The 12,008-nt window shown below is 59.9% G+C and carries 11 protein-coding genes and 1 pseudogene; 7 read left to right on the top strand and 5 right to left on the bottom strand.

The features are described from left to right. Positions 1-17 precede the first annotated feature (17 nt). The 5 genes and pseudogenes from IP68_RS13785 to IP68_RS13765 form a co-directional block, all read right to left on the bottom strand. Positions 18-2,195, bottom strand: a complete 2,178-nt coding sequence (locus IP68_RS13785) for a TonB-dependent receptor (protein WP_156318156.1) — start codon at positions 2,193-2,195, stop codon at positions 18-20. Between the two features lie 387 nt (positions 2,196-2,582). Then, positions 2,583-3,184, bottom strand: a pseudogene (locus tag IP68_RS19800) (IS3 family transposase). A gap of 480 nt (positions 3,185-3,664) precedes the next feature. Continuing rightward, the gene (locus IP68_RS13775; RefSeq protein WP_054135572.1) at positions 3,665-4,198 is read right to left on the bottom strand and encodes a hypothetical protein; all 534 of its coding nucleotides are present in this window, start codon (positions 4,196-4,198) and stop codon (positions 3,665-3,667) included. Next, positions 4,198-4,563: a DUF3768 domain-containing protein gene (locus IP68_RS13770; protein WP_054135571.1), complete on the bottom strand. Its 366-nt coding sequence runs from the start codon at positions 4,561-4,563 to the stop codon at positions 4,198-4,200. The genes IP68_RS13775 and IP68_RS13770 overlap by 1 nt, the downstream gene beginning before the upstream one ends. A 79-nt stretch (positions 4,564-4,642) precedes the next feature. Beyond that, entirely contained in the window at positions 4,643-5,257 is a 615-nt protein-coding gene (locus IP68_RS13765) for a site-specific integrase (protein WP_231684007.1), read from the bottom strand. A gap of 501 nt (positions 5,258-5,758) precedes the next feature. On the opposite strand from IP68_RS13765, the gene IP68_RS20275 reads away from it, so the two are divergent. The 7 genes from IP68_RS20275 to queC are packed head-to-tail and all read left to right on the top strand — an operon-like array spanning position 5,759 to position 11,877. Next, positions 5,759-6,682: a hypothetical protein gene (locus IP68_RS20275; RefSeq protein ID WP_156318154.1), complete on the top strand. Its 924-nt coding sequence runs from the start codon at positions 5,759-5,761 to the stop codon at positions 6,680-6,682. Then, positions 6,679-7,800: a DGQHR domain-containing protein DpdB gene (dbpB, locus tag IP68_RS13760; protein WP_054135570.1), complete on the top strand. Its 1,122-nt coding sequence runs from the start codon at positions 6,679-6,681 to the stop codon at positions 7,798-7,800. Before IP68_RS20275 ends, dbpB (IP68_RS13760) begins: the two co-directional genes overlap by 4 nt. Beyond that, positions 7,797-9,125: a tRNA-guanine transglycosylase DpdA gene (gene dpdA / locus IP68_RS13755; RefSeq protein ID WP_054135569.1), complete on the top strand. Its 1,329-nt coding sequence runs from the start codon at positions 7,797-7,799 to the stop codon at positions 9,123-9,125. The genes dbpB (IP68_RS13760) and dpdA overlap by 4 nt, the downstream gene beginning before the upstream one ends. Then, entirely contained in the window at positions 9,088-10,176 is a 1,089-nt protein-coding gene (gene dbpB, locus IP68_RS13750; RefSeq protein WP_054135568.1) for a DGQHR domain-containing protein DpdB, read from the top strand. Before dpdA ends, dbpB (IP68_RS13750) begins: the two co-directional genes overlap by 38 nt. Next, positions 10,173-10,805: a 7-carboxy-7-deazaguanine synthase gene (gene queE / locus IP68_RS13745; RefSeq protein ID WP_054135567.1), complete on the top strand. Its 633-nt coding sequence runs from the start codon at positions 10,173-10,175 to the stop codon at positions 10,803-10,805. Before dbpB (IP68_RS13750) ends, queE begins: the two co-directional genes overlap by 4 nt. Next, on the top strand, positions 10,805-11,179 hold the full coding sequence (locus IP68_RS13740; protein ID WP_054135566.1) for a 6-carboxytetrahydropterin synthase: 375 nt from the start codon (positions 10,805-10,807) through the stop codon (positions 11,177-11,179). The genes queE and IP68_RS13740 overlap by 1 nt, the downstream gene beginning before the upstream one ends. After that, positions 11,176-11,877 carry a 7-cyano-7-deazaguanine synthase QueC gene (gene queC / locus IP68_RS13735; protein ID WP_054135565.1) on the top strand — a complete coding sequence of 234 codons (702 nt, stop codon included), beginning with the start codon at positions 11,176-11,178 and terminating at the stop codon, positions 11,875-11,877. Before IP68_RS13740 ends, queC begins: the two co-directional genes overlap by 4 nt. Positions 11,878-12,008: the final 131 nt, after the last annotated feature.

Here is a 12,008-nt window from a genome sequence, read left to right as displayed (position 1 = left end):
GGCCCCGATGCGATGCTTCAGAAATTGACCCGCGCCGAGACCCCGTAGGTTGCCCCGGGCGCCTGGGTGACGCCCGACGTGCCGTTGCGATTGCCGCCGAACGCGATGTCGAAGCGGTTGTTGCCAGCGTTCTGGACGAAGGCCAGCACGTCGAAGACTCCGAAATCGAGTCCCGCCGACAGGTTCAGCAGATCGATCTGACCGATCCGGAAGGCATTGGCGACATCCTGAAACCCGCCTGAGCGGTTCGAATAGGCCGCATTGGCGATCACATCGATGCTGTCGGTCAGTGGACGGCGCACCTCGGCGTTAAGCGAAAAGCTCCATTCGCGCGTCGCAGGCAGTTGCAATCCGTCGAGCGGCGTGACCGTACCCAGCCCCCGGATGAAGGTGCCGCTGGTGAATTCGGGGTTCATCCAGCCCAGGCTGCCGCCCAGCGTCACGCCTTCGATCGGCGTGACCGAACCTTCCAGCTCGATCCCCCAGGTCTTGGCCTTGCCGGCGTTGTCGAGGAAGCCTTGAAGCCCTGGTGCGGCGGTAAAATCGAAAAACGGCACCAGCACATCGTCCTGCGTCAGCAGATAGGCCGATACCCCGATCAGCGCCTTGCCGTCCAGCAGCGTGGTCTTGGCCCCGATCTCGTAATTGACCGAGGTCTCCTGCCCGTATTCGAGGTTAGCCGCATTGGCGACGTTGAAGTTGAAGCCCCCTGCACGGAAGCCGGTCTGGATCTTGGCGTAGATATTGGCATCGCCCGGCGTCCACGACAGGGTCACCCCCGGCGTGAAGCGGTTGAACCCGCGCGTCAGGTTGGCGGTTTGGGGCACCAGCCCGAACCCGGCGAGCCCTGGCGTGGGGTTGAAGGCGAAGTTCACCCGCTTGGTATCATCGGTGTAGCGCGCGCTAGCGATCAGGCTGATGTCGTCGGCCAGCGCGATATCGGCCTCTATGAACCCGGCCCAGGATTCGAGCGACTGATCATTGGCGATGCCAAGCACGAAGGGCACCGTTCCACCGCCAAGAAAGGTGCGGATGCTGACGAGATCCGTGGCGATGTCTCCCGTCGCACTCTCGTCGAGATAGGTGATCCCGGCGAGCACCGAGACCGCGCCCCATTGCGGCGAGAGCCAGCGCAATTCGACATTGCGGCTTTCGACCCGGTTGAACCGGGTGGTAACCTGCTGGCCGAGGTCGCCGGTGGCCAGGTTGGGGATGATGTTGGCCGAAAGATCGGTGTCTTCCACACCACGCAGCTTGTAGTCGCGCCCGCCTGCAATCAGCGTGAAGGTGCCTGCGGTTTCGCTTTCATAGGCAAGCTCTGCGGCGATCCGGTCGACATTATAGCTGTTGCGCGGTTGCGTGTCGCGGCGGATGGTGCGGCGCGTTTCGCCCGCGTCGCGGAAGAACAGGGCGGTACCGGGCGTGTCGGCATCGGTATGTTCATAGGTAAGGGTTGCGCTGAACCCGCCTGCCGGAGCAAAGCGCGCTACCACCCTGCCGCTGATCGAATCATGCCGGTCGATGAACTCGTTGGTGACGGTGTTGAGATACTCTCCCTTATCCTGATCGATGTATAGGCCCGAGAAGCGCACCCCGAAGCTGTCGCTCACGGGGAGGTTGGCCATCGCCTCGATCTCCCGCCGGTCGTAGCGGGCAAGCGTACCGCGCACCAGTCCCGCAAATTCGCCGGTCGGCCGCTTGGAGATGACATTGACCGCCCCGCCGACCGCATTGCGGCCATACAGCGCGCCCTGCGGCCCGCGCAGTACTTCGACCCGTTCCAAATCGTAGAACTGGGTGGGGAAGCTGATGAAGCCGCTCGAATAGATTTCGTCGACATACATTGCGACGCCCGGCTCCGCGAAGAGCGTCGGTGTCCCGACCCCGCGGATAGAGATGTCGCGCGCGGTCCCGGCGTTGTTTTCGACAAGGAAGGCCCCCGGCACCTGCAGCAGCAGATCGCGCGGCTCCTGCAAGCGGGCGTCGGTGATCTGGCTGGGCGAAAGCGCGGTGATTGGGCCGGGCACATCAACCAGACGCTCCTCGCGCTTGCGGGCAGTGACGATGATCTCGCCGGTGGTGGCGCGGCTCTCGGTGCTTTCGTCCGAGGCGATATCATCCTGCGCGGCGACCACTCCCGGGCTCACGGCCATGAACACCGCTGCTGCACTCGACATCAATCCTGATCTGGTCACATCACCCTCCCTATTGCAGCAGCGCTCCCCCTGGCCGCGACAATAACATAATCAGATTATTTTTTGAGATTTGTCAATCGTGGTGTCGAGAGCTGGTGCTGGGCTGTGCCGGTCCGGCCACACTGTCAGGCATTGAACGCCACAATTCCACGTCTGGGTATCGTCCCGCGCTGGCTGGGAGATTGAATGTCGCGGGGGCGTGAGGCCGGCCCGTGTTTGTCTCCTGTCACGGCCCTAGGCTCAGGACTCATTGCAGATGGCCGACATGAAGGTGTGGGCGCATAGATCGTACCGGGTGTGGATGCGGCGCCGGTCTTTGAGCTTTCCGCACATGGTTGAACAGCGCCTGGTCTTCTAGGCGCCTTGTGCTTTCAAAATCCGCTATCGTTAAAATTCGACGGGCGATAGCATCCCACTCCTGATCCGTTTGCGCGGAGGGGGGGAGAACATCTCGATGGAATCGAACACGTCCTGTCGGGCTTCCTCTCGTGTTTTGTAGGTCCTGCGCCGGATGCGTTCGCGCTTGAGCGACGAGAAGAAGGTCTCGGCGACGGCATTGTCGCGGCAATTGCCGCTGTCGTTCCAGGCCTGACGGATCAGCTCGGTTTGCCGGGCATCGTCTTAAGCCCGTTGGCTCCGAGGGCTCTTCTGCCAGGCATAGAAGCCACTGGGCTGGATGCGCAAACAACGACACAAGCGAACCTGGAACTGGTCACGATGCTCGGCAACAAACACGTATCTCACTTTGCATCCCTGGCGAAGTACGCGGTGGCTTTTTTTTGGATGTCGCGCTCCTCGGTCACTCGGGCCAAATCACGCTTCAACAGCCCGATCTCGGCATCCTTACGGGTATCGCCAGACGCTTTCCGGGCGAACCGCTTTTTCCAGGCGTACAGCGAATGCGGACTGACACTCGATTGGCAAGAACGTCCTCTTTGGCAAAAGGGCGACGAGGTTGCTATGCCAGCAGCCCCTAATTGAGGGACCATTTGACGGAAGGCTGGCTCGGCTCTCGATCAAGATTGGCAGTTCCACCAGGATTGCAGGGGTAGCCGGTGGCGGAGACGGAGTCCGCTTTGAAATCCTAGTTTTCCAACGATTATGCCGGATAACATGCCTTTGGTCATAAAATCAGCCATAAAATCGGCTGTGACCGAGGACGAACGGTGGCATCCTGCGGCGCACTTTATGTCACCGGATCATTCGGGAAAGAAGGTGTCAATGGTTTGGCGGTTTGTCGCCTGCCGGTGCTGCCTGTAAGTGTAGTCGCGCTTGGCGATGGCATCAGACTTGTTCGCAGCGAGCGTGAAATGTCGTAGGGGGCATTGACCGATACTACGGGCACTGATCGCTCTCACATGGGCAAGATTGCGCGTGGCGAACGCAACGTGACGATCCTGAATGTAAAGCGAGTGGCAACGGCGCTGGGCCTCACCGTTGCTGCTCTGACCGACCGTGCGGGGATTTGATCAAGCAGGCTCGACGATAAAAGCCATTGCGTGGCGCAGCCTCAGGCCAACGCGCGCAAGCCATTGCTGCCCATCGCCTTCATAGAGCCTGACCCTGCTGGCAGTGAGGCCGATGGCAACGGTGTAATGGTCGATCGTGTTGTCATGGAACAGCACGGGCGAGCCTGCTTCCACCAAAAGGGACAGTGTCTCCCAGCGCTCCGCCTCGTTAGCCGCGCTGATCTCGATCAGCTGGACTCCGGTCACCTTGTCGGTGGCTAGTTCGGCTAGCAGCATCGCCATCTTGCGCAGCTTGGGCAAAGTGATGCCGTCGCGCAGGCTTTCTGCCATCTGCTTGGGCGGGATGGCGTGGTCGACCATCTGGCGCAGCAGGTCGCGTGCTTGGTCGTCGCTGATGATACGAAAGGGTTCAAGAGTGATGCGGAGCGCGTTGATCAGCGCATAGGGTCCGCACAAGCCATCCAGATCGCCTTGGCAATAGGGTGGCAGCTCCGTGGCGATCGAGGTCGCCGTTGCGCAGCGGTGCTGGTGCATCAGTATTCTCGCGCCAGCATGACGGTCAGCACCCGCGTAGTGACGGTAGGGTCTGACGGATCGGGCGAGCCTGACAGGCAGTCGCTGTCGTAATACTCGATCTTCCAGAACATGCGCTCGCCAGCATGTTCGAACGATCCGAAATCGTGTTCGCCATAGGGATCATTGTCGGGCGAGAAGGCGTCGAAGTCGTGGACGGCAGTCAGGATGGAAGCGACCGCTTGATCGCCCAGGCTGATGATGCCCTGGGTCAGCAGGGTGCGGCCCGAGCTTTTGCCCTTGCGCAAGCTGTCGTTGAGGGTGCGTATCTTTTGCATGCGGTCCTGCGCGGGCGATAGGCGTGCGTCTTCACTTTGGCGGTTCATGGCCAAGTCTCCTGTAGTTTGACGATGGTGGGAGGGTTTGTGGCTGCGAGCTGCGGGTAGGACGATCAGCTCTGGCCGATCAGATCAGGCTGATGAGCCTGCGTTGGGCAACACGGTCGCCCTCGATGTAGCGTTCGGTTGTGGACAGTGCGCGGTGGCCAGCAAGCTCCTGCACGTCGCGCAGTGATCCGCCGACCTTTGAAATGGCGCGGGCGGAGCGCGTGATGAACGTGCGGCGGCCTGAGTGCGACGAGCATCCGGTCAGATCGAGCGCGGCATAGGCCTCGTGGAACCAGTTGACGATGCTCCGGGCGGTCATCGCTCCACCTCGTTCCGACACGATGACCGGGCCAATAGTCGGTCGACCGCACTCCCGGTGCCAGGCGCGCATCGCTTTGCGAAGGTCACCGTGCATCGGGATAATCCTGCCGCTGCTATATTTGGCGATCCCGTTGGAGATACGTAGCTGGTCGCCGATATGACCAGTCGTGGTAAGGACCATGGGCCAAGTAAGCCCGGCGATCTCGCCCGCCCGAAGGCCAGCCTTGAAGCTCAGTGTAACGATGAGTGTGTTGCGCGCAGGGTGTCTGAGCGCGCCAACATGCGCCAGCAACCGGCACACGTCAGCCGCCTCCAGCACCCGCGCAGGGGCTCGGGACATAGGGTTGACCTCTCGATGGTGGGCAAGCAGCATGGCGTACAAATAGCTGCTGCCAAAACACCGTAGCAAATTTGACGGGATCTGTCAAATTATTAATATTTATCAGAAGCTTAGATCGTCATACGGCGCAGCGGCAGCTAGCATTTGTTGCTAGTGTGGCAGGTCTGTTTCGAACCTAATATCGGTTATTTTGCTGTCCTCGCGATCCTATCGTTAGCTGCCATTGTCTTGGGGGCCTCTAAACGGTCTTGATGGTAAAAATCGGATAGCATGCTCTTGTCTGACCCTTGCGGTGGCTAGCCCTTCGTTCTGGTGAGGTGATCATGGCTTAGTGCACGCCCAGGCCTGGTCCAGGTTTGTCGCCGATTTTCAGGTCGCGCAGTTGAATTTTAAGAAAAATTCTTGCGGATAGGGCGAATTCGGAGGGTTGAGGAACTGAATATCCACACATTTTGCCGCATTAAATTTGGAAAAGTTTCGATAGCCGGTTAGGGATTTATGCGATAAAGTTTGTGGGCAATGGGAAGGTAATTAATGACGCTTGTGATCACGACCTGCACAAATCGCAAGCGCAAGACGGTTCCCGATCGCCTCCATGTAGCCGCACTTCAACCAGGACCTATTGATGATGTGGCGGGCCGCTGGGCAGCGCGCCTGTCTGGACAGAACGATCTCTTTTCTGCCTGCGACATTTACGGCGGGCGCTCGTTCAGGGAAGCATCACTCGCCGCTAATCTGCTAAGTGCGCCGTTGCTGATCGTTTCGGCAGGGCTTGGCCTTGTGTGGGCTCATACACGTGTTCCGGCTTATGCCTGCACCGTGCTCGCTGAGGCGCCCGACAGCATCGCGTCACGGGTGAAAGGAGACTATTCGGTAGCTTGTTGGTGGAAGGCGCTCGTAGAAGTGTCGCCATTTTCCGAGTCGCTGGAAGGGGCATTTGCGTCAACAGGGGGGTTAATCTGCGCGGCGCTTTCCGAGACTTACATCGAGATGATCACAGGCGACCTTTGTGCTCTGCCAGCCGAGACATTGGCGCGACTGCGGCTGTTTACGCGGGCGCCGTTGGAGCGACTTGCGCCTCCGCTCCGGCCGTTCGTAATGCCCTATGATGACAGGCTCGACGGACCCGATAGTCGTGTCCGCGGAACGCGCGGTGACTTTGCTGGGCGTGCCGTGCATCATTTTAGCGACTACATTGTCAATGAAGGAGATGACCGATCAGCCGGCGAGCATGGCGCGGCTGTAGCGGCGGCGCTTGATGGATGGCGCATGCCAGTTCGATTTAGTCGACAGCGACTCGACGATTCGGCAGTTCTGAGCCTTATCCGCGATCATTGGGATGCCGAGCGCGGCAGCACCGCGCGGCTGTTGCGGCGCTTACGTGATAAGCTCGGGGTAGCGTGCGAGCAAGGGCGATTTGCGGATCTTGCGCGCCAAGTGCGCGGCGAGAAGGCATGATCGGACGCGAGCATCTCAAGGTTCGCGCGGTCCGCTCGGAGCAGGGAAACCGGACCGGCGTGTTCGCCTTCTTCCTTTACGGCTCCGATATCAATCGCATCGCTGATATCAGCCGTATCCGCCGCGAAGAGCAAGAACTTAAGGGCTTCCAGCGCCGGGAAATCCGCGGTCATGTCAAAGAAATCACTGCGTTTCTCGACAGTGGCCCAGTGCTTTTTCCTAATGCAATTATCCTTGCTATGTCACCAGAGGTCGAGTTTGCCCGCTCTCGAGGCCGCTCGCCCGACCAGGCCTGTGAGGTCGGTGAGACCGGCACTCTCAAGATACCACTATATCCCGAAGGCCATCGAGCCGCTTGGATCGTCGACGGTCAGCAGCGTTCATTGGCATTGGGGGCCGCAAAGGACCCTTCGATCGCTGTGCCAGTGATCGGGTTTGTTTCCGACGAACTCGCAATCCAGCGGGAGCAGTTCATCCTCGTGAACAAGGCCCGCAAACTGCCGACCGGACTGATCAACGAGTTGCTACCCGAAGTGAGCGTCCTGCTGCCGCGTAATCTCGCTGCCAAACAGTTGCCGAGCACCTTGTGCGAAGCGCTCAACACCGACCCCAAATCGCCCTTCTTCAAGCTGATCAAGCGCGAGTCCGACGCCAAGGACCGCGCGGGCATCGTCACTGACAGCGCGCTGATCGAGACCATGAAGGCGAGCTTGAAGACGCCCGCAGGCGCTCTCGGGCAATACAAGCACATTGGCGACGGCAACGATACCGAAGCTATGTATGGCGCGATGCTGCTCTACTGGACTGCGGTACGCGACATCTTCCCTGATGCCTGGGGCAAGCCAGCGACTGAAAGCCGGCTCATGCACTCGGCCGGCATTCGCGCGATGGGCGCATTGATGGATACGATTATGCTACGCGCCGATGCTGCTGCCGACAAGGCCGCCGCTGTGCGCGCAACGCTGCAGCGCTTGGCGCCGCATTGTTGTTGGACCAGTGGTACTTGGAAGGGCTTGGGCTTGGTTTGGAATGAGATCCAGTCGACCTCGCAGCACATTACCAAGCTCAGCGACCATCTGATGCATGTCGAGCGCGACCTAGCGCGCGGGGCGCCATGAAGTTCATTTTCGCCGATAGCCTCGATTATGTCGATCCTGCGTTCGATTTTATCGGCGACCGAAGTCGTGCCGAGCGTCAGCCCTATTGGGACGACGCCTATCCGCATGAGATCCTGGGTTATGCGCCTTATGATGGCGTGCTGGTATCACGCGGCATCGTTGGCGACCACCGCGTAAAAGGCAAATACACGGCCAGCCAGGCGCGCCGTTTCCACCTGGTCGGCGTGCGAAAGTTTTTGCGGCTGGACAAACCCGAGTTCGCGCATCTCGACATTTTCGGCGACTGCGGCGCCTTCACCTATGTGCAGGAAGAGCGTCCGCCCTATTCGGCCGGGGAGATGGCCGAATTCTACGACGAATGCGGTTTCACCCATGGCTGCTCGGTCGATCACATCATCTTCGAATTCGATCCCGCCATCCAAGGGATGAGCGGCGGCAGCGATGACGCAAAGGCGCGATTCGAGATCACGCTTGAAAATGCCGATGCCTTCCGCCGCGAGGCGAAGGCGATCGACGCAAGCTTCACACCCTTAGGCGTGGTCCAGGGCTGGTCGCCGGGCAGCATGGCCGAGGCGGCGCGCCGACTTGTGACTATGGGCTATGACTATCTCGCGATCGGCGGCATGGTCCCCTTGAAGTCACCCGAGATCAAGCTGGTCCTCGAGGCGATCCGCGACGCCGTGCCTGCATCGACCCGGTTGCATATCTTGGGGTTCGCCAAGGCCGACGATATCGCCAGCTTCCACGGCTATGACATCGCCAGCTTCGACACGACCTCGCCGCTGATCCGCGCTTTCAAGGACGCCAAGCAGAACTACTACCTGCCCGGCGACGGTTTCGGCCTGCGCTATTTCACGTCAATCCGTGTGCCCCAGGCAATCGAGAACCCCAAACTCCAGCGCGGGGTCAAGAAGGGTATTTTTCGTGCCGAGGAACTGGTGCGTCTCGAGGCGCTGGCGCTTAATTCGTTGCGCGCGTTTGATCGCGGCGCCGCCGACCTTGAGGAAACCCTTCACAATGTCCTCGTTTACAGCGCTCCGCTGATCGAGGAAAAGCCCTTTGAAGACTGCAAGGACAGCATCGCGCTGGCGCGGCTCGCGCAGCGCTATCGCGTTACCCTGACTGAACGTCCCTGGAAGCAATGTACATGCAAGATCTGCCAGGACGCCGCGATCGATGTGATCATCTTTCGCGGCAGCAACCGCAACAAGCGCCGCGGGATTCACAATCTCGCGGTCTACCACGACCATATTGAACGACTGGATTTGAAGCGTGCCGTTAGCCCCAATGACCTACCTCGCCGTCTGTGCGCAACAGAGCAGTGAACACCGTGTGCTCAGCTTCGCGACTACAGCGGCGGATGTGCTCCAATTCGCCGCTATCGAGCGCATCGGCCGCGACGCGCAGGGTGAACTCAGCGGGTTCCAACGCCCGCAGGTCGCCGCGCACATCCGTGAGATTCGTGACTACCTCGAGCAGCCGAATTCCGTCCTCCCAAATCCGATCGTCGTTGCCTTCACCGATCGCGTCGAGGTCGAGGATCTCGGCAATGGCACCATGCGGCTGTCGATCGACATGAGCAGCGGCGTGCCCGGCTTAGTCGTCGATGGCCAGCAGCGCCTGTCTGCGCTGGCCGAGGTAGACCGCGAATTTCAGATCTTTGTGTCCGCACTCATATGCCGCGACGAGGCGGAGCTGCGCCGACAGTTCGTCTTAATCAACAATACCAAGCCGCTGCCGAAGTCGCTGATCTACGAACTGCTGCCGACCGTAGACAATCTGCCGCCGCGGCTCGGCCGCCGGTCGGTCGCCTCCGATCTCACCGCCCGCCTCAATTTCGAGAACACCGCCCTCAGGGGGTATATCAAGCAGCATACCTGCCCAGAGGGAATCATCGCCGATACAGTGATGCAGCGAATCATCATGGAATCGCTCACCAACGGCGTGATGCGTGAGTTGATCCGTACCCCCAAGGGCGTCGAGCGTTGCGTCCGCCTCGTCTCCAATTTCTTTGAAGCTGTAAAGAAGGTGTGGCCCGAGGCCTGGCACGGCCAGAAGCCCGCGACCTCGCGGCTCCTGCACGGCGCTGGCATCCAGGCGTTGGGCGATGTCATGGAAGTGCTCGCGCAGCGCTCCGAAGCGCGCAGCGTCGAGGAGTTCCGCGAGGGACTCGAATGTTTAAGGGACAAAACCGCCTGGACCAGCGGCGAATGGGAATTGTCGGGCGAGGTCCGCCGCTGGAATAGCCTCCAGAACGTTAATCGCGATATCGCATTACTCAAACATTATCTGATCGGTATTGTGAAGGCCGACCAACGTAAGCGTCGCAAGGCCGCACCCGTGCCCTTGTTCGAACCCGAAGCGGGGACCGCATGAGCTACGCGGTCAAAGAGATTTTCAAGATTCTGCAGGGCGAAGGCGCGCAAATGGGCCGCGCCGCAGTCTTCTGCCGTTTTGCCGGCTGTAACCTCTGGTCGGGCCGCGAGACCGACCGCGCAGCCTCGGTCTGCACTTTCTGCGATACCGACTTCGTAGGGATGGATGGGAGCGGAGGCGGGCGCTTTGCTGATGCCGACGCACTTGCCGACGCGATTGCGGTCGAATGGAATGGAGCCGCAATCAATCGTTATGTCGTGCTGACTGGCGGCGAGCCTTTGCTCCAGGTGGACGATGCATTGGTCGCAGCGCTCCATGCTCGCGATTTCGAGATTGGCGTGAAGACCAACGGGACGCTGGTTCCGCCCGCCGGTATCGATTGGATCTGCGTTAGTCCCAAGGCTGATGCCGACCTAGTGGTGAAGTCCGGCCATGAACTGAAACTCGTGTACCCTCAGGCAAGCGCTGCGCCTCACAACTTTGAACATCTGGCGTTTAGCCATTTCTTTATACAGCCGATGGACTCGCTAGCCGCGGCCGCTAATCTCAAGGCCGCGATTGCCTATTGCACCGACAACCCGCGTTGGAGATTGTCGCTCCAGTCGCACAAGATGATCGGAATCCGCTGATGTTCGAACTCAGCAAACAGTTTCGCTTCGACGCTGCCCATACCCTTGATCGGTCGATTAACACCGAATCGAGCCGACGTATCCATGGCCACAGTTACCGCGCTGAGGTGACCGTGCGCGGTTGCCCCGATCCGGTCACCGGCATGGTGGTCGACTTAGGGCTGCTCGAACGCATCATGGACGACGCCCGCGACGCGCTCGACCACCGCTTCCTCGACGAGATCAATGACCTGGGACCAGCGACCATGGAAAATCTCAGCCGCTGGATCTGGGACCGGCTTTCGCCAGAGGTCGGCAATCTGTCCAAGGTCAGCGTGTACCGGGACAGCAGCGGCGAGGCTTGTTCCTATTGGGGCGAGGAAGTTCCGGCGTGACCGGTGGCAATGGCGCACTCGTACTTTTTTCCGGCGGCCAAGACAGCGCCACATGCCTCGCTTGGGCGCTTGACCGGTTTGAGACCGTCGAAACCATAGGATTCGACTACGGCCAGCGTCACCGCGTTGAGCTAGAATGCCGCGAGGAGTTTCGCGCGAAGGTGGTCAAATTGAATCCCACCTGGGCCGGTAGGCTTGGACTGGATCACATGCTTGACCTCTCGCTGCTAGGTCAAGTGAGTGAAACGGCACTGACGCGCGATGCTGAAATTGCGCTGCGCGCAGATGGTCTCCCCAACACCTTCGTGCCCGGCCGCAATCTGCTCTTCTTTACACTGGCCGCAGCGCTCGCCTCGCGCCGAGAGTTGCGGCATCTCATTGGCGGTATGTGTGAGACTGACTATTCGGGTTATCCGGATTGCCGTGACGACACGCTCAAGTCGCTGCAGGTAACCCTCAATCTGGGCATGGGTAGCCGCTCTGTCGTCCACACGCCGCTAATGTGGCTGGACAAGGCGCAGACTTGGGGTTTGGCGGAATCGATCGGCGGTAAACGGCTGGTCGATCTCATCCGCAGAGGCACCCACACCTGCTATCGCGGCGAGCATGACGTCTTACATGACTGGGGCTATGGATGCAGTGAGTGTCCAGCTTGCGCGCTAAGAATCAAAGGATGGCAAGTGTTTAGCGCATCCTGAATGGTCAAAGGTTAACTATTCGGCGATTGCATCCGCGCTACCCATGCACCATCATAGACGTGGGAGCATGTAATGGCTGAAGCACACGATTCGAAACTGAGTAATGGTGAGATGCCGCTGAAATGCGGTCT

It is taken from the genome of Blastomonas sp. AAP25, from assembly GCF_001295965.1.
In the GTDB taxonomy this organism is placed as follows: Bacteria; Pseudomonadota; Alphaproteobacteria; order Sphingomonadales; family Sphingomonadaceae; genus Blastomonas; species Blastomonas fulva.
Note: the sequence above shows the minus strand (reverse complement) of the source record. Positions and strands in the feature narration are given on the sequence as shown.

Bases quoted from the DNA above. Each gene is read 5' to 3' on its own strand.
- IP68_RS13775 (WP_054135572.1), bottom strand. From the start codon at position 4,198: ATGCACCAGCACCGCTGCGCAACGGCGACCTCGATCGCCACGGAGCTG.
- IP68_RS13770 (WP_054135571.1), bottom strand. From the start codon at position 4,563: ATGAACCGCCAAAGTGAAGACGCACGCCTATCGCCCGCGCAGGACCGC.
- IP68_RS13765 (WP_231684007.1), bottom strand. From the start codon at position 5,257: ATGCTGCTTGCCCACCATCGAGAGGTCAACCCTATGTCCCGAGCCCCT.
- IP68_RS20275 (WP_156318154.1), top strand. From the start codon at position 5,759: ATGACGCTTGTGATCACGACCTGCACAAATCGCAAGCGCAAGACGGTT.
- dbpB (WP_054135570.1), top strand. From the start codon at position 6,679: ATGATCGGACGCGAGCATCTCAAGGTTCGCGCGGTCCGCTCGGAGCAG.
- dpdA (WP_054135569.1), top strand. From the start codon at position 7,797: ATGAAGTTCATTTTCGCCGATAGCCTCGATTATGTCGATCCTGCGTTC.
- dbpB (WP_054135568.1), top strand. From the start codon at position 9,088: ATGACCTACCTCGCCGTCTGTGCGCAACAGAGCAGTGAACACCGTGTG.
- queE (WP_054135567.1), top strand. From the start codon at position 10,173: ATGAGCTACGCGGTCAAAGAGATTTTCAAGATTCTGCAGGGCGAAGGC.
- IP68_RS13740 (WP_054135566.1), top strand. From the start codon at position 10,805: ATGTTCGAACTCAGCAAACAGTTTCGCTTCGACGCTGCCCATACCCTT.